The organism is Trueperaceae bacterium, from assembly GCA_036381035.1.
GTDB lineage: Bacteria > Deinococcota > Deinococci > Deinococcales > Trueperaceae > DASRWD01.
This window is the reverse complement of the sequence record DASVDQ010000024.1, coordinates 180,072-198,013: the sequence shown is the minus strand read 5'-3', so window position 1 is coordinate 198,013 and position 17,942 is coordinate 180,072. Positions and strand designations below refer to the sequence as shown.

The following is a 17,942-nucleotide window of genomic DNA, read 5'->3' as shown; positions in this document are numbered from 1 at the left end:
CCACGCAACTCTAGCCCCTGCGCTTGGCCGCCGACCCGTTCTCGCCGGCCGACCCGCTGAACCACGGGAGGCCGCCGGCGACGGCTATGATTCGTGTGGGACGAGCGCGCGGCGCGGGGCACGCCGACGTCATCTGGAGGGAACAATGAGGATCGGGATCAACGGCTTCGGGCGCATCGGGCGCCAGATCTTCCGCATCGCCCACCAGCGCGGCCTGGACGTGGCGGTCGTCAACGACCTCACCGACAACGAGAGCCTGGCGCTGCTGCTGAAGTACGACTCGAACTACGGGCCGTTCCCCGGCGAGGTGAGGCACGAGGGCGACCACATCGTCGTCGACGGCAAGAAGGTGCTAGCCAGCTCGCACCGCGACCCCGCCGAGATCCCCTGGCGCGAGCACGGCGTCGACCTCGTCATCGAGTCCACGGGCGTGTTCACGAAGCGCGAGCAGGCCGCGAAGCACCTCGAGGCCGGCGCGAAGAAGGTCCTCATCAGCGCCCCGTCACCCGACGCCGACTTCGACATCATGATGGGCGTCAACGAGCGCGAGTACGACCCGGCGAAGCACGTGATCGTCTCGAACGCCTCGTGCACGACGAACTCGATGGCCGGCGTCATGAAGGTGCTGCACGAGGCCATCGGCGTCGAGACGGCGATGATGACGACGGTCCACAGCTACACGAACGACCAGCGCATCCTCGACGCCCCGCACAAGGACCCGCGCCGCGCGCGCAACGCCGCGACGAACATCATCCCCACGACCACCGGCGCGGCCAGGGCCGTGGCCAGGGTCGTGCCGTACTACCAGGGCCGCTTCGACGGCGTGTCCCTGCGCGTGCCCACGCCGACCGTCTCGATCTCCGACATCACGGCCCTGCTGCAGCGCGAGGTCACCGCCGAGGACGTGAACCGCGCGCTCGAGGAGGCGGCGGCCGGCTCGCAGAAGGGCATCCTGCGCGTGACCTACGACCCCATCGTCTCCTCGGACGTGCGCATGGACCCCCACTCCGGCATCGTCGACGGGCTGCTGACGAAGGTGATCGGCCGCCTCGCGAAGGTCTTCGTCTGGTACGACAACGAGTGGGGCTACTCGACGCGCATGGTCGACGTGGCCCAGGTCATGGGTGAGTCCCTCTGAGTCGTTCCCTCCGCACGCTTGACGACCTCGACGTCGGCGGCAAGCGCGTCCTGGTGCGGCTCGACCTGAACGTGCCGCTCGAGGGCGGGCGGGTCGCCGACGACACGCGCATCGAAGCGAGCCTGACGACCGTGGAGGAGCTCCTGGGCCGCGGCGCGACGCTGTTCCTGATGAGCCACCTCGGGCGCCCCAAGGGCGCGCCAGACGACGCCTACCGCCTGGGTCCCGTCGCGCGGCGCCTCGCGGAGCTGCTGGGCCGCGAGGTGCGCTACCTGCCGACGGCGGGGCCGGGCTCGCCCGAGCAGCAGGCGTTCGTCGCCGGCGCCCCGGCGGGCAGCGTCACGCTCCTCGAGAACACCCGCTTCGACGCTCGCGAGACGAAGAACGACCCGGAGCTGGCCCGCACCCTCGCGGCCTACGCCGACGCCTACGTGAACGACGCCTTCGGCTCGGCGCACCGCGCGCACGCCAGCACCGAGGGCGTCGCGCGCCTGCTGCCCAGCGCCGCCGGGCGGCTGATGCTGGCGGAGGTCGCGGCCCTCTCGCGCCTCGTGGAGGAGCCGGAGCGGCCCTTCGCCGTCGTGCTGGGCGGCGCCAAGGTCTCGGACAAGATCGGCGTGATCAGGAGCCTGCTGGAGCGGGCCGACAGGCTCCTGGTGGGCGGCGCCATGGCCTACACGTTCGTGAAGGCGCAGGGCGGCGACGTCGGGGACTCGCTCGTCGAGGACGACATGCTCGGCACCGCGCGCGAGCTCGTCGAGCTGGCCGCGGAGCGGGACGTGCCGCTGCGGCTCCCCGAGGACTCCGTCTGCGCCAGCGAGGTCGCCGCGGGCGCCGAGCGCAGCGTGCACCCCTCCGACGCGATACCAGCCGGCCTCAAGGGGCTGGACATCGGCCCGGCGGCCAGGGAGTCGTTCGCCGCGTCCCTGGCGGGCGCCGGGACCGTGTTCTGGAACGGGCCCATGGGCGTTTTCGAGGTCGCCGGCTTCGACGAGGGCACGCTGGCCGTCGCGCGCGCCCTGGCGTCCCTGGAGGGCGCCTTCACGGTCGTGGGCGGCGGCGACAGCGTCGCGGCCGTGAACCGCGCCGGCCTCGCCGGGTCCATGGGACACGTCTCCACGGGCGGCGGCGCGTCGCTGGAGTTCATCGAGAACGGGGACCTGCCGGGCCTGGCGGTCCTCAGGGATGACCCCTAACCCCGAAGCCCCCGTCCTGTTCCACCTCGACAGGCAGCGGTTCGGCGACCTGGCGCAGGTCGCGAACCTCTCGGGCGACTACACCTACCTGACGAGCGGCTACTACGCGTCCCTCGACGCCGAGCTCGCCGGCCTGCGCGTGCTGCCCACTACGCAGGAGGCGCTCGACGCCTACGTCGTGCCCATCGCGATGGAGAAGGCGCGCCTCGCCGGCATACCCGTGCCGCCCCACGAGACGGTAACGGACCGCTTCCCCCCGCCGCCGCTGCTCGCCTACCCGATCAACCCGTTCTCGAGCCGCGGCGAGCTGCTCCTCGACGTCGAGACGATCGAGCAGCGCCGCAAGGGCCTCTCCTACACCGGCAAGTACGCGGTCCTCGTGCAGCACCTGCCGGTCGACCACCGCATCGACGTCCTGCGCCTGGTGATGGGCAAGACGCACGTGCCCGAGTACGAGGAGCTGGGCCGGCTGCTGTTCGAGACGTACCGCCTGCCGCTGATGAAGGTGAGGATCGTCGTGACGACGAAGGAGTACCTGCTCTCGGCCATCGAGCCGCTGCCGTTCGGGGAGCTCACCGAGGACGACAGGTCGCTCCTCGAGGGGATGGGCTCGTGGCGCGGCTAGCCATCTTCACCGAGCGCTACACGATCAGGTCGTCGGTCGAGCTCACGGCCCTCACCGAGTTCCGGCTGGCGGCGTTCGAGCGCGGGCATGAGCTCGACTTCCTGTTCAAGAACGAGCTGAAGTACCTGCGCAACTACGACGGCATCCTCATACGCGCCCTCACCGACCCGCTCAACACCAGCTACGTCGTGGCGCGCACCGCCGAGATGCTGGGCAAGCGGGTCCTCGACCACTCCGACGCGATCCGCGTCTGCTGCGACAAGGTCAACATGTACTCGCGCCTGATGAGGGCGGGCGTCACGGTGCCGGAGACGCGGTTCCTCGAGGAGTCGGAGCTGACGGCCGTGAGGGCCGCGCGCCTGTTCGAGGAGCTCGGAGCGCCGCTGGTGCTCAAGGCTCCGAACTCGTCGTTCAGCGCCTACGTCGACAAGGTCACGACGCCCGACGCGTTCATCCGCGTCGGCAAGCGCTTCCTGCGCCGCGCCGACCGCATCGTCGTCCAGCAGTACATCCCCAGCGAGTTCGACTGGCGCGTGATCACCCTGGCCGGCCGCGTGCTCGCCGTCGTGCGCTACGAGTACGCCCCGCAGCAGTGGAAGCCGATGGACCGCACGCCGGAGGGGGAGTGGGCGAAGGTCGTGGGGGTGCCCCGCGACGAGGCGCCGCGGGGCCTGCTCGGCACGGCGCTGGCGGCCACGAACGCGGTCGGGGAGAGCCTCTACGGCGTCGACCTCAAGGAGATCGACGGCCAGTACTTCGTGATCGAGGTCAACGACAACCCGACGATCGCGGCGGGCGAGGAGGACCAGGCGAACCCCGAGATCTACGGGGAGATCATCGCTCATCTGGCCGGCGACGGATGACCCGCCCCCAGCGCTCCAGCACGACCATGCTGCGGTGGCGCGCCTTGCCGTAGACGCTGACCCTGTCGAAGTCCTCGCGGCGCAGCGCCAGGTTCACGCTGTCGAGGCGTCCGTGCGGCTCGACGACGACCGGGTCGTGCAGGTAGACGTTGTCGTCGTCGTAGCCCGTCATCACGACCCAGTGGGGCTGCTTCTGCGCGTAGAGGCGGTAGCCAGAGACGAGCACGATGGGCACCGCGCCGCGGCGCAGCGCGTCGACGACGTCGCCGACGCCGAAGCTCCGCACCTCGACGCGCCCGCCCAGCGCCTTGATCTCGCGCTCGAAGGTCTCGTGCGACAGCGCGATGACCTCCTTCTTCGCGGGGTCCCTCACGCTGTCGAGGAACGGCACGCCGGCGTCGCGCGTGATGACCGTGGCCTGGAAGCCGCGGCGCAGCGCCGCGGCGGCCAGCCCGTGCGCCGAGCAGCCGCCGTGCCCCGAGGTCATGAACACGGTCGTGGCCTCGCGCCACAGCGTGAGCTCCAACCAGCGCTCGAGCGGCACCGGGTAGCCGTGGTGGCGCATGGCCATCATCAGGCAGGCCGGCCCGCAGGTGAAGTCGAGGGACTGGGCGTAGAACGGCACGCCGAAGAGAGTGGCGCCGCCCGGCAGGAACCGCTTGCGCATGCGGACGGCGCCGGTGCCGTCCTCGTAGTAGTCGGGCGCGCCGCCCACGACCTCGTAGCCCTCGCTGCCGTAGAGGGCCATGGCGGCCCTGTTGTCCTCGCGCACCTCGAGGCGCAGCGAGACGCTGCCGCGCTCGCGCGCCGCGGCCTCGGCCTGGGCCAGCAGCGCCCGCGCGACGCCCTTGCCGCGGTGCTCGGGCGACACGATCATCGAGTAGAGGCGGGCGGTGCGGAAGCCGCTGCGGAACAGGACGATCGCGTCGCCCACGACCTCCCCGCCCGCCTCGGCGACGAGCACGACGGCGCTCTCGCGGCCCAGCAGACGGGAGAGGGAGGCGCGGCTGATGCGGTCCCCCGGGAAGCCCTGCTCCAGCTCCACGAGGGCGTCCAGGTCGCGCCTCTCGGCGCGCCTGACCGCGAAGCCGCGCTGCGACGTCATCCCGCCGTGGTCTCCTTGACCGCCTCCAGCAGCGCCGGGCCGACGCTGGCGACGTCGCCGACGATGCCGTAGTCGGCGACCTTGAAGATCGGAGCGTCGGCGTCCTTGTTCACCGCCACGATCACCTTCGCGCGGTTCATGCCCGAGAGGTGCTGCACCGCCCCGGAGATGCCGAGCGCGACGTACAGCTCCGGCGCGACGGTCTTGCCGGTCTGGCCCACCTGCTCGGCGTAGGGGCGCCAGCCCGCGTCGACGACGGCGCGGGTCGCGCCGACGGCCGCACCCAGCGCCTCGGCGAGCGGCTCGACGACCGCGGCGAAGCGCTCGGCGCTGCCCAGGCCGCGCCCGCCAGCGACGACGACGCGCGCCTCCTCGAGGGGCAGGCGCGCTCCCTGCGCGGCGGTGCGCTCGCCCACGCGCTTGCGCGGGTCGGCGGGGGCCGGTGCCTCCCGCACCTCGACGGTCCCCCGCGCGCCGGCGTGACCGGCCGGCGCGAGCGCGTTCGTCTTGACCGACACGACGACGGGGCTGGCCAGCGCCTCGACCGTCTCCGTGACGCGCGAGAGGTAGCTGAAGCGCTTGGCCCTCACCGCACCGCCCTCGCGGGAGACCGCGGTGACGTCGTCGAGCAGCGCGCCGCCCAGGCGCACGGCCGCGCGCGGCGAGGCCGAGAGCCCCAGCTTGTCCGCGGCGAACAGCACGACGTCGGCGCCGAGGTCGCGCGCCGCGTCGGCGGCGGCCGCGGCGACGGCCTCGGCCGTCGCGAAGGCGCCGCGCAGGGCGGTCACCCTGGGCAGGTAGGCGGCCAGCTCCTCGGCGGCCGCCCCGGGGTCCGCGCCGAGCACCAGCCCGACGGCGTCCCCTCCCAGCTCGCGCGCGGCCGTGACCAGCTCGGCCGCGCTCCTCTTCAGCCGCCCTCGCCTCTCTTCGGTGACTAGCAGGATCACCATCGCCTCCTAGATGACCTTCGCCTCGGTGCGCAGCAGCCTGGCGACCTCCCGCGCGGCCTCCTCCGGCTCGCCGTCGATCATCCTGTTGAGGCGCGGCCGCACCTGGATCTCCTGGGACACGACCCTCACGCGCGGCGCCGGGGCGCCGAGCGCGGCCAGGTCCCGCGTGGCCAGCTCCTTGCGCTTGGCCTTCATGATGTTCGGCAGCGTCGGGTAGCGCGGCTCGTTGAGGCCCTGCTGCGTCGTGACGACGGCGGGCAGGGTCACGGTCAGCTCCTCGACGCCGTCGTCGACGTCGTGCCTCAGCCTCAGCTCGCCGCCGGCGAGCTCGAGCCGCGTCGTCCAGTCGGCGTGCGGCCAGCCGAGGTGCTCGGCCAGCGCGGGGCCGAGGGCCGAGCTGTCCCAGTCGGCCTGCTTGCCGCCCGTCAGCACCAGCTCGGCGCCCTCCTCCCGCGCGACCTGCGCCACGACGCCGGCCAGCGTGACGGGGTCTAGCTGCTCGTCGGTGACGACGTGGACGGCGCGGTCGGCGCCGAGCGCCAGCGCCGTGCGCAGCGCGTCGGCGAAGCGCGCCGGGCCCACGGCCACGGCCACGATCTCGAGGTCGTGGCCGGCCTCGCGCAGCCGGATCGCCTCCTCGACGCCGTACTCGTCCATCCCGTCCATCACGAACGTGACGCCGGTCAGGTCGACCCGACCGCCCTCGGCGCGCACGCGCGCCTCGGCGTCGGGGACCTGCCTCACCACGGTAAGTACCTTCATGCTCTCCTCCGCTCGCTCCCGGGGCTCACCTCAGCACGCTGCGGGCGATGACGAGGCGCTGGATCTCGTTCGTGCCCTCGTAGATCTGGTTCAGCTTCACGTCGCGCATCAGCTTCTCCACCGGGTACTCGTTCATGTAGCCGTAGCCGCCGAAGACGTTGATCGCCTCCTGGGCGGCGTGGAACGCCATGTCGGAGGCGTAGGCCTTGGCGATCGCGGCGGCCTCGCCGTGGGGCAGGCCCCTGTCGACGAGCCAGGCGGCGCGGTAGGTCTGCCACCGCGCGGTCTCCACGCCGATCTTCATGTCAGCCAGCTTGAACTGGATCGCCTGGAAGTCGGCGATGGGCCTGCCGAACGCGTGCCGCTGCAGCGCGTAGGCCTTGGCCTCGTCGAGCGCCCTCCTGGCCACGCCCACGGCGCCGGCGGCGACGGGCACGCGCGTCTTGTCGAGGGTCCGCATCGCGATCCTGAAGCCGTCGCCCGGCTCGCCCAGCACGTTCGCGCGCGGGACGACGACGTCCTCGAACACCAGCTCGTACGTCGGGCTCGCGCGCTGGCCCAGCTTGCCGTGGAGCTTGTGGGCGCTCAGGCCCTCGGCGCCCCTCTCGACCACGACCGCCAGCGTGCCGCGGTGCCGCTGCTCGGGGTCGAACGTGGCGAACACGACGATCACGTCGGCGATGCCGCCGTTCGAGATCCACGTCTTGACCCCGTTCAGGACGACCTCGCCCGAGCGCAGCTCGGCGCGCGTGGTCATGGCCGCGGCGTCGGAGCCGTTGTTGGGCTCGGAGAGCGCGAAGGCGGCCAGCCTGGGCCCCTCGAGCAGCGGGGAGAGGAAGCGGCGCTGCTGCTCCGGCGTGCCGGCGATGAGGATGGGCGTGATGCCGAGCTCGGAGGCCATGAGGATCGTGTAGATGCCCATGCAGCCGTAGCCGAGCTCCTCGCCGATCACGACCTCGTCGACCATGCCGAGGCCCAGGCCGCCCACCTCCTGCGGGACGCCCACGTTGAGCAGGCCGACCTCGTGCGCGGCGGCCACGACCTCCTCGGGGTAGGTCTCCTGCCGGTCGTGCTCGGCCGCGACGGGGATCACGTGGTCGCGCACGAAGTCGCGCGCCAGCGCCTGGAACTGCTTCTGTTCTGGCGAGAGCTCGAAGTCGATCACGCCTCTCCCCTCCGCTCGCCAGGGCAGCGCCCCGTCAACGCTCCAGCTCCCTGTAGAGCTGCCTGTGGATCACGATCCGCTGGATCTCGCTCGTGCCCTCGTAGATCTCGGTGACGCGCGCGTCCCGGAAGTACCGCTCGACCGGGAAGTCCTTGGTGTAACCGTAACCGCCCAGGACCTGCACCGCGTCGTGGGTCACCGCGTTCGCCGTCTCCGACGCGAACAGCTTGGCCATCGCCGCCTCGCGGGTGACGCGGAAGCCGCGGTCCTTGAGCCACGCGGCGCGCAGGGTGAGGAGCCTGGACGCGTCGATGCGCGTGGCCATGTCGGCGAGCTTGAAGCCGACGCCCTGGAACTCGTGTATCGCCCTGCCGAACGCCTGGCGCTCGTTCGCGTAGGAACGCGCGGCCTCGAAGGCCGCGCGCGCCACTCCCACCGCCAGGGCCGCGATGCCGATGCGGCCGCCGTCGAGTCCGGACATCGCGATCACGAACCCCTGCCCCTCACCGCCTAGGCGCGCCTCGCTCGGCACGAAGCAGCGGTCGAACGTGACGCTGCGGGTCACGGCGGCGTGCTGGCCGAGCTTCTCCTCCGCCCGGCCGAAGGTCATGCCCGGCGCGCCCTTCTCGACGACGAAGGCCGTCACGCCGCGCGCGCCGGCGGCGGGATCGGTCTTGGCCATGACCACGTAGAGCTGCGCCTCGCCGGCCGAGGTCACCCAGGCCTTCGTGCCGGTGAGGAGGTAGCCGCCCTCCACGCGCTCCGCCCGCGTCCTCATGGCGACGGCGTCGGAGCCGGCGTGCGGCTCGGAGAGGCAGAAGGCGCCGATCCACTCGCCGCTGGCGAGGCGCGGCAGGTAGCGCCGCCTCTGCTCCTCGGTGCCGTGCGACAGCAGCAGCGACTGCGGCAGGCCGTTCGTGACGCTCATGATCGTCGCGTGCGAGGCGTCGGCCGCCGCGACCTCCTCGAGCAGGACCGCGTAGGTGACGGTGTCGAGGCCGGCGCCGCCGTACTCCTCCGGCGTCGTCACGCCGAGGAGCCCCAGCTCGCCCATCTTGCGCAGCGTCTCCCACGGGAAGCGCGGCGACCTGTCGAGCTCGCCCGCCAGAGGGGCGATCTCCGCGCGCGCGAACTCGCGCACGGTCTGCCTCAATGCCTGTTGTTCCTCGGTCAGGGCGAAGTCCACTAGGTGCTCACACAGCGCGAAGCTGGCGCGAGTATACCGGCGCCGCCTCGGCTACACTGGCGCGGTGACGGTCAAGGAGCTACTGCTGCGCGTCCCCGAGGCGCTCAAGGAGGGCGCCGAGGCGCCGGACGCGGTCGTGCAGTTCGAGACCGAGGAGCCGGTGCACTACGTCGTCGAAGGCGGCGTGGTGCGCGCGCAGGGCGGCTTGGCGCCGCGCGCCGACGTCACCGTGCGTGTCAAGGGCGAGGACCTCCTGCGGATGATCGAGGGCCGGCTCAACCCCATGACCGCGCTGATGACGGGCCGCCTCAAGGTCAAGGGCGACGTCGGCCTGGCGCAGCGCCTGATCAGGGCGATCGACAGGGACAAGCTGCTCGGGAAGCGCTGAGGCGCCGCGCTCAGCGGGCCTGGCGCACGACCTCGTAGCTCACGAACCGGCCCTGCTCGTAGCGGAAGACGGCCGAGAACGTGCCGGGCTCGTCGAGCCAGGGCAGGAAGTGCCTGTCGCCCTCCCACAGGGGCAGGTCCTTCACGGACGCGGTCTCCACCCACACCAGGTCGCCCTCCGGACCGGGGCGCGGCTCCCCGGAGAAGCGCGTGACCAGGTAGACCCACACGTACCAGTCGTCCCGGCCGTCGAAGTCGGGGAACGTGATGAGGCCCTTGTACTCGGACTCCAGCACGACGAGGCCGGCCTCCTCGAGGACCTCGCGGCGCAGGCACTCCTCGGGCGACTCGCCGGGCTCGAGCTTCCCGCCGAGGCCGTTGTGCTTGCCGGCCTGGGGGTGGCCGGCGTCGGGCCGGCGCAGCATCAGCGTCTCGTCCCCCCGCCGCACGTAGGCCAGGGTGCCGAGCTTGACGCCCACTAGTCCGACGGCGCGTCGAGCCCGAACGCCGTGTGCACCGCGGCGAGCGCCGCCTCGGCGTGCTCGGCGGGGATCAGCACGGAGAGGCGCACCTCGCTCGAGGTGATGGCCTCGATGTTCGCGCCCACGCTCGCGACGGCCTCGAACAGCCGCGCGGCCACGCCGGGCGTGGAGCCGATGGCGACGCCGACGACGGTGAGCTTGGCGACGTCCTCGTCGACGGCGGCCGTCGCGCCCAGCGACGCCAGCACGGGCTGGAGCGCCTCGAGCGCCTCGGGGACCGCCTCGCGCCTGACGATGAACGCCATCTGCTGGCGGCTGTCGCCGGCGCCGCGGACGCCCTGGACGATCATGTCGACGCTCACGCCCTGCTCGGCCAGGGCGCCGAACACGCGGGCGGCCACGCCCGGCCTGTCTGGCACCGTGTGCAGGTCGATGCGCGCGTGGCCGCGGTCGAGCGCCACGCCGGTGACGGGCTTGCCGGTGATCATCTTCCCCTCCGAGGCGGCGGCGACGTCGGCGACGACGGTGCCGGGCGCGTGCGTGAACGACGAGCGCACGTGGACCCTCACGCGGTAGGCGCGCGCGTACCAGACGCTGGCCGGGTGCAGGACCTTGGCCCCGTGGCTGGCCAGCTCGAGCATCTCGTCGTAGTCGATGCAGGAGAGCTTCGTCGCGCTCGGCACGAGGTGGGGGTCGGTGGTGTAGACCCCGTCGGTGTCCGTGTAGATCTCGCACTCCTCCGCCCCGAGCGCGGCGGCCAGCGCCACCGCCGTCGTGTCGGAGCCGCCGCGGCCCAGCGTCGTGATCGCGCCGTTCGCGTCGGCGCCCTGGTAGCCGGCTACGACGGCCACGTCGACCTCGTGCAGCGCGGCGACGAGGCCGCTCGGGTCGACGCTGAGGATGCGCGCGCTGCCGTGGTTCGAGTCGGTGAGGAACCCCGCCTGCGGGCCCGTGAACGACCGGGCCGTCACCCCCCTGGCGCGCAGCGCGATCGCCAGCAGCGCGGCGCTCTGCTGCTCCCCGGTGGCGAGGAGCGCGTCGAGCTCGCGCCTGTCGGGACGGGGGCCGACCTCCCGCGCCTGGCCGATGAGCCTGTCCGTCGTGCGGCCCATCGCCGACACCGTCACCACGGCCTTCTCGCCGGCGCGCACGTGCTGCTCGACGCGCGACGCGACCTTGCGCACGCGCTCGATGTCGCCGACGCTGGTGCCCCCGAACTTCATCACGCGCAGGCGCGGCCGGTCCGCCGCGCCGACCCGTGCGGCTGCCCGTCCCGTCCCGGCCGCGTCCATGGCAGGAGAGCTTACACCCGCGCCGGCACGGGCGATCAGTGGTAGAAGTGCGCCATGCCAGGCACCTCGGGCCCACGCGTGGCCGTCGTCGGGGCCGGCCCGGCCGGCTTCTACGCCGTCGAGGCGGTGCTCAGGTCGCACGAGGCGGCGACCGTGGACCTCTTCGACAGGCTGCCCACGCCGTACGGCCTCGTGCGCTTCGGCGTGGCGCCCGACCACCAGAAGATGAAGGTCGTGACGAAGCTCTACGAGCGCACCCTGCGCGACCCGCGCGTGCGCTACCTCGGCAACGTCGCCTTCGGCCGCGACCTGACCCTGGATGACCTCAGGCGCCACTACCACGCCGCCGTGTTCGCGGTGGGCGCCGCCACCGACCGGCGCCTCGGCGTGCCGGGCGAGGACCTGCGGGGCTGCGTGGCCGCCACCGACTTCGTCGCCTGGTACAACGGGCACCCCGACGCCTGCGACCACGACTTCGGCGGCCTGCTGGCGACGACGAGGGACGTGATCGTGATCGGCAACGGCAACGTGGCCATCGACGTCGCCCGCGTGCTGGCCAAGAGCGTGGCCGAGCTGGCCGTCACCGACATCGCCGACCACGCGCTGGACGCCCTCGCGAGGTCGTCGGTCGAGCGCGTCACGATCGTCGGCAGGCGCGGGCCCGCCGAGGCCAAGTTCACGACGAAGGAGCTGCGCGAGCTGGGCGAGCTCGTCAACGCCGACGTCGACGTCGACGCCGCCGAGCTCGCCCTGGGCCCCGCCAGTGCCGCCGCGGTCGCCGCCGACGTCACGACGGCGAAGAACGTCGAGGTGCTGGGCGCGTTCTCGCGGCAGCCGCGCCAGGGCAAGCCGCGCACCGTGGCGCTGCGCTTCCGGCTCCAGCCCGTCGAGGTCGTCGGCGACGGACGCGTCGCGGGTGTGCGCTTCGAGCGGACGCGCCTCGACGGAGAGCCGGGCGGCTACGTCCGCGCCGTGGGCACCGGGGAGCACGTCACGCTCCCCGCGCAGCTCGTCCTCAAGTCCGTCGGCTACACCGGCGTCGCGCTCCACGGCCTGCCCTTCGACGAGCGCCGAGGCGTCGTGCCCAACGAGCGCGGACGGGTGCTGGAGGGCGGCGCCCCGCGGCCCGGCCTCTACGTGGCCGGCTGGATCAAGCGCGGCGCCAGCGGCGTGATCGGCACGAACAAGGCCGACGCCATGGAGACGGTCGCCGCCCTCATCGAGGACCTGAGCGAGGGCAGGCACGCGCACGATGGCGGCGCGGAGGACCTCGCCCCCGCGGCCGTGGACGCGCTCCTGGACGCGCGCGGCGTGCGGCCGTTCCGCGCCGAGGACTGGTTCGCCCTCGACGCCGCCGAGGTGGCGGCTGGGGAGGCGTCCGGCCGGCCGCGCGTCAAGGCGGTCAGGCTCGACGACATGCTCGGTCGCCGGCAAGGGCGCTGCTGAGCGGCAGGCTGCTGAGCGGCAGGTGATACCATCGCCGCCGTAACCCCTTACGGCATCGAGAGGTCAGCGAGTTGGACCAGACAGGCGACGACGTGTTGCTCAGCATCCGAGGTCTCGTCAAGGACTTCGGGGGCCTGAGGGCCGTCAACAACTGCAGCTTCGACGTCAGGGCCGGCACGATCACCGGCCTGATAGGACCAAACGGGGCGGGCAAGACGACGCTCTTCAACCTCGTCTCCGGCTTCTACAGGCCCGACGCCGGGACGGTGCTGCTGCGCGGCGAGGACATCACGGGCCTGCCGCCGCACGTGCTCTTCTCGAAGGGCCTGTGTCGGACCTTCCAGATCCCGCGCGAGCAGAAGGGCATGACGGTGCTCGAGAACCTCATGCTCGTGCCCGCGGGGCAGATCGGCGAGCGCTTCTGGAACCCGGTGTTCCGCCGCGGCGCCGTGTGGCGCCAGGAGCGGGCGCTGCGCGAGAAGGCGCGCGAGGTCCTCGACTTCGTCGCGCTCTCGAAGCTCGAGAACGAGCCGGCCGGGTCGCTCTCCGGCGGCCAGAAGAAGCTCCTGGAGCTGGCGCGCACGCTCATGGCCGACCCGGTGATCGTGCTGCTCGACGAGCCGGCCGCCGGCGTGAACCCGACGCTGATGGGCCGGCTGCGCGAGAAGATCGAGCAGCTCAACAGGGAGCGGGGCATCACGTTCCTGCTCATCGAGCACGACATGCCGCTGGTCATGGGCCTGTGCGACCCGGTCGTCGTCATGAACCAGGGCAGCAAGCTCGTCGAGGGCCCGCCCGCCGTGGTGCGCGAGGACCCGCGCGTGCTGGAGGCGTACCTAGGAGGTCAGAGTGTCGCTCTTGACGGTTGAGGGCGCCGTCTCCGGCTACGGCGAGATGCAGGTGCTGCGCGGCGTCGACATCAGGGTCGAGGAGGGCGAGATCGTGTCGATCGTCGGGCCGAACGGCGCCGGCAAGTCGACGGTGATGAAGCTCGTCTTCGGCCTGCTCAAGCCCTGGGAGGGCCGCGTCACGTTCGCCGGCGAGGACATCTCGGGGCTGCCGCCCGAGCAGATCGTCCGGCGCGGGCTCTGCTACGTGCCGCAGGTGGACAACGTCTTCCCCTCGCTCACCGTCGAGGAGAATCTCGAGATGGGCGCGTACATACTGGACGAGCCGTTGAAGTCGCGCAAGGAGCGCGTCTACGAGCTGTTCCCGCGCCTCGCCGAGCGCCGCTCGCAGCGGGCCGGCAAGATGTCGGGCGGCGAGCGGCAGATGGTCGCGATGGGCCGGGCGCTGATGCTCGACCCGAAGCTGCTGATGCTCGACGAGCCGTCGGCGGGCCTGGCCCCCCTGCTCGTCGACCTCATCTTCGACAAGGTCGCGGAGATCAACAGGACGGGAGTAGCGGTACTGATGGTGGAGCAGAACGCCAAGCGCTCGCTGGAGCTGGCCCACCGCGGCTACGTGCTGGCCACGGGACGGAACCAGGTCGAGGGGCCCGGCTCGCAGCTGCTGGGCGACCCCGAGGTCGCCAGGCTCTACCTGGGAGGCTGACGTGGTGGAGACACGACCCCTCCCCCGCGCCCGCGCGCTGCGGCGCAGCGTCTCGACCGTCATGGGCAGCCGCTGGGCCCTGGTGGGCCTGCTCGCGCTCATCGCCCTGCTCATCGCCGTCATGTCCTCGGCCCAGGGCGTGAGCGGCACGCGCATGCTGGGCCTCGTCGTCCGCGGCGTGCTCCTTGGCGGCGTGCTGGCCCTGGGCGCGCTGGGCGTGACGCTCGTGTTCGGCGTCCTGAAGATGGCGAACTTCGCCCACGGCGACCTCATGACGCTCGGCGCCTACCTGGGCCTCGTCGTCATGTCCCTGCTCCCCGCCGGCCCCCCGGTCCTGGGCCTCGGCTTCGGGTACGAGTTCGTGGTCGCGCTCGTGGTGGTCATGCCGCTGGTCGGCCTCGTCGCCTACGGCCTCGACAGGCTCACCTTCCACCGGCTGCGCCGCCGGCGCAGCGCGCCGGTGATGATGGCGATGGCGGCGCTCGGCATCGCGTTCGGCCTGCGCAGCATCGTCTACATGGTGTTCGGCGCCGACTTCGCCTTCTACTACCAGGGCCGGGCGCGGCCCGTCGTCGAGCTCTTCGCCGGCGTGCGCGTGCGCACCGACCAGCTCTTCATCCTCGGCCTGGCGCTGGTGCTCATCCTCCTCGTCTACCTGCTCCTCGAGCGGACGAAGGTGGGCAAGGCGATGCGCGCGATGGCCGACAACCCCGACCTGGCGCGCATCAGCGGCATACCGACGGAGCGCGTGGTGCTGTGGACGTGGCTGGTCGGCGGCGCCCTGGCCGGCGCCGGCGGCATGCTCTACGGCCTCGACGTCCAGCTGAGGCCCGAGATGGGCTGGTGGCTGCTGCTGCCGCTGTTCGCCGCGGTGATCCTGGGCACGATCGGCAACGTCTACGGCGCCCTCCTCGGCGCCTTCACCATGGGCATCGTGTGGCAGGTGTCGTCGGCGTTCGTGAACCCCGCCTACGGCCCCGCGGCGGCGTTCGTCGTCATGATCCTCGCGCTGCTGGTCAGGCCGCAGGGGCTGATGGGAGGGGACCGCTGATGGTCGCCGGCCGGACGATCGTGCCGGCGGCGCGGCGCCGCGAGCTCGGGGGAGGCGGGCGATGACCGACCCCACCGTCCTGCCGCGCGCCGTGCTCCTGGCCGTGCCGCTCTACCTCCTGCTCGTCGTCGTGCTGCGCGGCCGCTCGGCGGCGGTGAAGCACGCGGTCTCCATCGTCGTCGCGCTGGCCGTGGCGGCGGCGCTGGCGCTGCTACTGCCCGCCGGCATCCTCTCCTACGTCACGACGTTCCTGCTGATGGGCAGCGTGTACGCGGTCCTCACGCTGGGGCTGAACGTCCAGTGGGGCTACACCGGGCTCTTCAACATCGGGGTCGCGGCCTTCTTCGCGATCGGCGCCTTCACCTCGGCCCTGTTCACGACGAACCTGCCCACCGGGTCGCTGGCGGCGTTCACCCAGCAGGCGTTCGGGCTCGGCGCCCCGTTCTGGGTGGGCCTCCTGGCCGGCGGCGTCGTCGCCGGCCTGCTGGCCCTGCTCGTCGGCTGGCCCACGCTCAGGCTCCGCGGCGACTACCTGGCGATCGCGACCATCGGCATCGCCGAGCTGGTGCGCCTGGTGTTCCAGAACGAGCGCTGGCTCGCCAACGGTCCCCAGCCGCTGCGCGGCCTGCCCCAGCCGCTCTCCTGCCTGACCGGCGACGGCTGCGACTGGCTGCCCGGCTTCGTGAACTCGTTCTTCGCCCCGCTGGCGCCGCGCGACTACCCGTACCTGTACGTGGCGATCGTCGGGCTCGTGCTGTTCCTCGTCTACACGGGGCTCGAGCGCGCGATACGCTCGCCGTGGGGGCGCGTGCTGCGCGCCGTGCGCGAGGACGAGGACGCCGCGGCGATGAGCGGCAAGGACGTGGCCGCCTTCCGCATGCAGGCGTTCGTCGTCGGGGCCGTGATCATGGGCATGGGCGGCTCGCTCTACGCGCACTACGTCGTCGCCATCGACTACGGGCACTTCGACCCGCTCTACGGCACGTTCCTGATCTGGGTGATGCTGATGCTCGGCGGCAGCGGCAACAACCGCGGCGCCGTGCTGGGCGCCCTGCTCGTGTGGGCGATCTGGACGGGGGCGAGCTTCCTCGTCGACGCGCTGCGCCCGACGCTGGCGGCGATCTCGCCCGACCTGCCGCAGCGCGGGCCCTACATCCGCTTCCTGCTGATCTCGCTCCTGATGCTGTTCATCGTCCTCTACCGGCCGCGCGGCGTGCTGCCGGAGGAGAAGGTCGTCTCGCTGACGCGCGACTGAGGAGGTAGGCGCCCCGCCGGCGCCGCTCGTCTCGCCGCGCCGGCCACGGGGGCGGCGCTAGCGGGCGCCGCCCCTGCCTCTGGCCCGGTCCGCGGGCGCGCCCCGCCACCGGCCGGGCGGCGGTTCCGGCAGAAGGAGGCGGGGAGCCCGCGCGGGCTCCCCGCCTCTTCACCTCGCGGCCCGCGGCCGCGGGCCCATGACCGTCACTCCGCCGGGATCTGGTCGGCGGTGCGGATCTGGTTCGTGACGATGTCGCCGTCCTGGTACTGCCACACCTCGACGGGCGTCACGACGTCGCCGGCGTCGTCGAAGTCGACCTCGCCCGCGGCGCCCGTGTAGTTGATGTCGGCGCCGAGCTGGAGCAGGCGGAAGGCCTGCTCGAAGTCGCCCACGCCCACCGGCTCGCCCTCGGGGTTCGAGACCTCGCGCAGGCGGTCGCGGATGTTGGCCGGGGTGATGTCCACGCCGTCGATGTACGCCTTCGCCATGGCCAGGCCGATCACGGCCACGGCGTCGTAGGCGGTGTCGATGTAGGGCAGCGGCGGGCGCTCGCCGTAGGCGCCCTCGTACGCCTCGGAGAAGCGCACGTAGCCCTCCCACTGCGGGTCGGCGCCGGGCGCCGTGCCGTAGAGGCCCTCGACCGTATCGGCGCCGAGCGCCTCGACGAGGTCGAGCGACTTAGTGCCGTCGGTCATCATCCAGTTCGTGAAGCCGTAGAGGTCACGGGCCTCCTGCATGAAGACCGTGGCGTTGCCGGGGTACGAGGCGGCGATCACGACCTCGGGGTCGCCGGCGAAGAGCTGGTCGAGCAGGCCCGCGTACGTGGGCTGCGGCTCCTCGGGGTGGCCGACGCTGGCCGTGACCGTGCCGCCGCGCGCCTCGAAGGCCCGCGTGAACGCCTCGGCCAGGCCCTGGCCGTAGGGGTTGTTCACGTAGATGACGGCGGCCCTGTCGTAGGAGAGGCCGTCGACGAGCTCGCCGCGGGCGAGCTGCGCGAGCACGACGCCCTGCAGCGCGTCGGAGGACACCGTGCGGTAGATGAAGTCCTCGGTGTCCGGCAGCGTGGTGATGAGCGGCGAGGTGCTGGCCGGCGAGATCTGGAGGACCTGGCCGGGGATCGTCACCGACTCGGCCACGGTGACGGAGACGCCGCTGGAGAGGGCGCCGACTATGGCGACGACGCCGTCCGTGTTCACGAGCTTGCGGGCCCTGTCGACGCCCTGCGAGGGGTTCGTCGCCGAGTCCTCGGTGACGATCTCGATGAGCGGGCCGCCGAAGACGGCGGTGGCGGCCGCGTTCACCTGGTCGGCGGCGAGCTGCGCGCCGTTGTTGATCGCGGGACCGAACTCGGCCAGCGCGCCGGTGTAGGCCATCAGCGTGCCCACCCGCGAGACGGGCGGCTGAGCCATGGCGAGCCCCACGAGCGCGACGGCCAAGACACAGAGTGCTCTCTTCATCGACTGACGTCCTCCCTCGGATGCGATG

18 protein-coding genes are annotated in these 17,942 nt (G+C 72.3%); 10 read left to right on the top strand and 8 right to left on the bottom strand.

The annotated features are described in order from the left end of the window. Positions 1-145 precede the first annotated feature (145 nt). From gap to VF202_04110, 4 genes are read left to right on the top strand one after another with little or no spacing between them, the layout of a single operon-like run. On the top strand, positions 146-1,138 hold the full coding sequence (gene gap / locus VF202_04125) for a type I glyceraldehyde-3-phosphate dehydrogenase (protein ID HEX7039285.1): 993 nt from the start codon (positions 146-148) through the stop codon (positions 1,136-1,138). Then, entirely contained in the window at positions 1,135-2,334 is a 1,200-nt protein-coding gene (locus tag VF202_04120; protein HEX7039284.1) for a phosphoglycerate kinase, read from the top strand. The genes gap and VF202_04120 overlap by 4 nt, the downstream gene beginning before the upstream one ends. After that, complete coding sequence (locus tag VF202_04115) at positions 2,324-2,959, top strand: RimK-like ATPgrasp N-terminal domain-containing protein (GenBank protein HEX7039283.1); 636 nt, start codon at positions 2,324-2,326, stop codon at positions 2,957-2,959. Before VF202_04120 ends, VF202_04115 begins: the two co-directional genes overlap by 11 nt. Then, positions 2,947-3,822: a hypothetical protein gene (locus VF202_04110; GenBank protein ID HEX7039282.1), complete on the top strand. Its 876-nt coding sequence runs from the start codon at positions 2,947-2,949 to the stop codon at positions 3,820-3,822. The genes VF202_04115 and VF202_04110 overlap by 13 nt, the downstream gene beginning before the upstream one ends. On the opposite strand, the gene VF202_04105 is transcribed toward VF202_04110, so the two are convergent. Genes VF202_04105 through VF202_04085 form a run of 5 tightly spaced genes read right to left on the bottom strand, consistent with a single transcriptional unit; the run spans position 3,794 to position 8,990 of the window. Beyond that, a complete protein-coding gene (locus VF202_04105) occupies positions 3,794-4,927 on the bottom strand; it encodes a peptidase C39 family protein (protein ID HEX7039281.1) in 1,134 nt (377 codons plus the stop codon). The genes VF202_04110 and VF202_04105 overlap by 29 nt on opposite strands. Beyond that, positions 4,924-5,877: an electron transfer flavoprotein subunit alpha/FixB family protein gene (locus tag VF202_04100; GenBank protein HEX7039280.1), complete on the bottom strand. Its 954-nt coding sequence runs from the start codon at positions 5,875-5,877 to the stop codon at positions 4,924-4,926. The genes VF202_04105 and VF202_04100 overlap by 4 nt, the downstream gene beginning before the upstream one ends. 6 nt (positions 5,878-5,883) lie before the next feature. Beyond that, the gene (locus tag VF202_04095) at positions 5,884-6,639 is read right to left on the bottom strand and encodes an electron transfer flavoprotein subunit beta/FixA family protein (protein ID HEX7039279.1); all 756 of its coding nucleotides are present in this window, start codon (positions 6,637-6,639) and stop codon (positions 5,884-5,886) included. A gap of 25 nt (positions 6,640-6,664) precedes the next feature. Beyond that, positions 6,665-7,804, bottom strand: a complete 1,140-nt coding sequence (locus VF202_04090) for an acyl-CoA dehydrogenase family protein (protein ID HEX7039278.1) — start codon at positions 7,802-7,804, stop codon at positions 6,665-6,667. A gap of 34 nt (positions 7,805-7,838) precedes the next feature. Further along, complete coding sequence (locus VF202_04085) at positions 7,839-8,990, bottom strand: acyl-CoA dehydrogenase (GenBank protein ID HEX7039277.1); 1,152 nt, start codon at positions 8,988-8,990, stop codon at positions 7,839-7,841. A 64-nt stretch (positions 8,991-9,054) separates the two neighbouring features. Between VF202_04085 and VF202_04080 the strand changes: the two genes are divergently transcribed. After that, entirely contained in the window at positions 9,055-9,378 is a 324-nt protein-coding gene (locus tag VF202_04080; protein ID HEX7039276.1) for an SCP2 sterol-binding domain-containing protein, read from the top strand. Positions 9,379-9,388: 10 nt separating this feature from the next. On the opposite strand, the gene VF202_04075 is transcribed toward VF202_04080, so the two are convergent. Together VF202_04075 and VF202_04070 are read right to left on the bottom strand one after the other, a co-directional pair. After that, positions 9,389-9,856, bottom strand: a complete 468-nt coding sequence (locus VF202_04075) for an 8-oxo-dGTP diphosphatase (protein HEX7039275.1) — start codon at positions 9,854-9,856, stop codon at positions 9,389-9,391. After that, complete coding sequence (locus tag VF202_04070; protein HEX7039274.1) at positions 9,856-11,151, bottom strand: aspartate kinase; 1,296 nt, start codon at positions 11,149-11,151, stop codon at positions 9,856-9,858. The genes VF202_04075 and VF202_04070 overlap by 1 nt, the downstream gene beginning before the upstream one ends. A 54-nt stretch (positions 11,152-11,205) precedes the next feature. Between VF202_04070 and VF202_04065 the strand changes: the two genes are divergently transcribed. The 5 genes from VF202_04065 (at position 11,206) to VF202_04045 (ending at position 16,457) form a co-directional block, all read left to right on the top strand. Next, positions 11,206-12,597, top strand: coding sequence for an FAD-dependent oxidoreductase (locus VF202_04065; GenBank protein ID HEX7039273.1), 1,392 nt, complete (start codon positions 11,206-11,208; stop codon positions 12,595-12,597). A gap of 71 nt (positions 12,598-12,668) precedes the next feature. Continuing rightward, positions 12,669-13,466 (top strand): ABC transporter ATP-binding protein, encoded by a 798-nt coding sequence (locus VF202_04060; GenBank protein HEX7039272.1) that lies wholly within the window; start codon positions 12,669-12,671, stop codon positions 13,464-13,466. Further along, positions 13,456-14,151 carry an ABC transporter ATP-binding protein gene (locus tag VF202_04055; GenBank protein ID HEX7039271.1) on the top strand — a complete coding sequence of 232 codons (696 nt, stop codon included), beginning with the start codon at positions 13,456-13,458 and terminating at the stop codon, positions 14,149-14,151. The genes VF202_04060 and VF202_04055 overlap by 11 nt, the downstream gene beginning before the upstream one ends. A 4-nt stretch (positions 14,152-14,155) precedes the next feature. Then, the gene (locus VF202_04050) at positions 14,156-15,202 is read left to right on the top strand and encodes a branched-chain amino acid ABC transporter permease (protein ID HEX7039270.1); all 1,047 of its coding nucleotides are present in this window, start codon (positions 14,156-14,158) and stop codon (positions 15,200-15,202) included. A gap of 61 nt (positions 15,203-15,263) precedes the next feature. Next, positions 15,264-16,457, top strand: coding sequence for a branched-chain amino acid ABC transporter permease (locus VF202_04045; GenBank protein HEX7039269.1), 1,194 nt, complete (start codon positions 15,264-15,266; stop codon positions 16,455-16,457). A 203-nt stretch (positions 16,458-16,660) separates the two neighbouring features. On the opposite strand, the gene VF202_04040 is transcribed toward VF202_04045, so the two are convergent. Further along, positions 16,661-17,914, bottom strand: a complete 1,254-nt coding sequence (locus tag VF202_04040; GenBank protein ID HEX7039268.1) for an ABC transporter substrate-binding protein — start codon at positions 17,912-17,914, stop codon at positions 16,661-16,663. Positions 17,915-17,942: the final 28 nt, after the last annotated feature.

Coding starts and splice junctions, on each gene's coding strand:
- gap (HEX7039285.1), top strand. CDS start 146: ATGAGGATCGGGATCAACGGCTTCGGGCGCATCGGGCGCCAGATCTTC.
- VF202_04115 (HEX7039283.1), top strand. CDS start 2,324: ATGACCCCTAACCCCGAAGCCCCCGTCCTGTTCCACCTCGACAGGCAG.
- VF202_04105 (HEX7039281.1), bottom strand. CDS start 4,927: ATGACGTCGCAGCGCGGCTTCGCGGTCAGGCGCGCCGAGAGGCGCGAC.
- VF202_04100 (HEX7039280.1), bottom strand. CDS start 5,877: ATGGTGATCCTGCTAGTCACCGAAGAGAGGCGAGGGCGGCTGAAGAGG.
- VF202_04095 (HEX7039279.1), bottom strand. CDS start 6,639: ATGAAGGTACTTACCGTGGTGAGGCAGGTCCCCGACGCCGAGGCGCGC.
- VF202_04070 (HEX7039274.1), bottom strand. CDS start 11,151: ATGGACGCGGCCGGGACGGGACGGGCAGCCGCACGGGTCGGCGCGGCG.
- VF202_04065 (HEX7039273.1), top strand. CDS start 11,206: ATGCCAGGCACCTCGGGCCCACGCGTGGCCGTCGTCGGGGCCGGCCCG.
- VF202_04045 (HEX7039269.1), top strand. CDS start 15,264: ATGACCGACCCCACCGTCCTGCCGCGCGCCGTGCTCCTGGCCGTGCCG.
- VF202_04040 (HEX7039268.1), bottom strand. CDS start 17,914: ATGAAGAGAGCACTCTGTGTCTTGGCCGTCGCGCTCGTGGGGCTCGCC.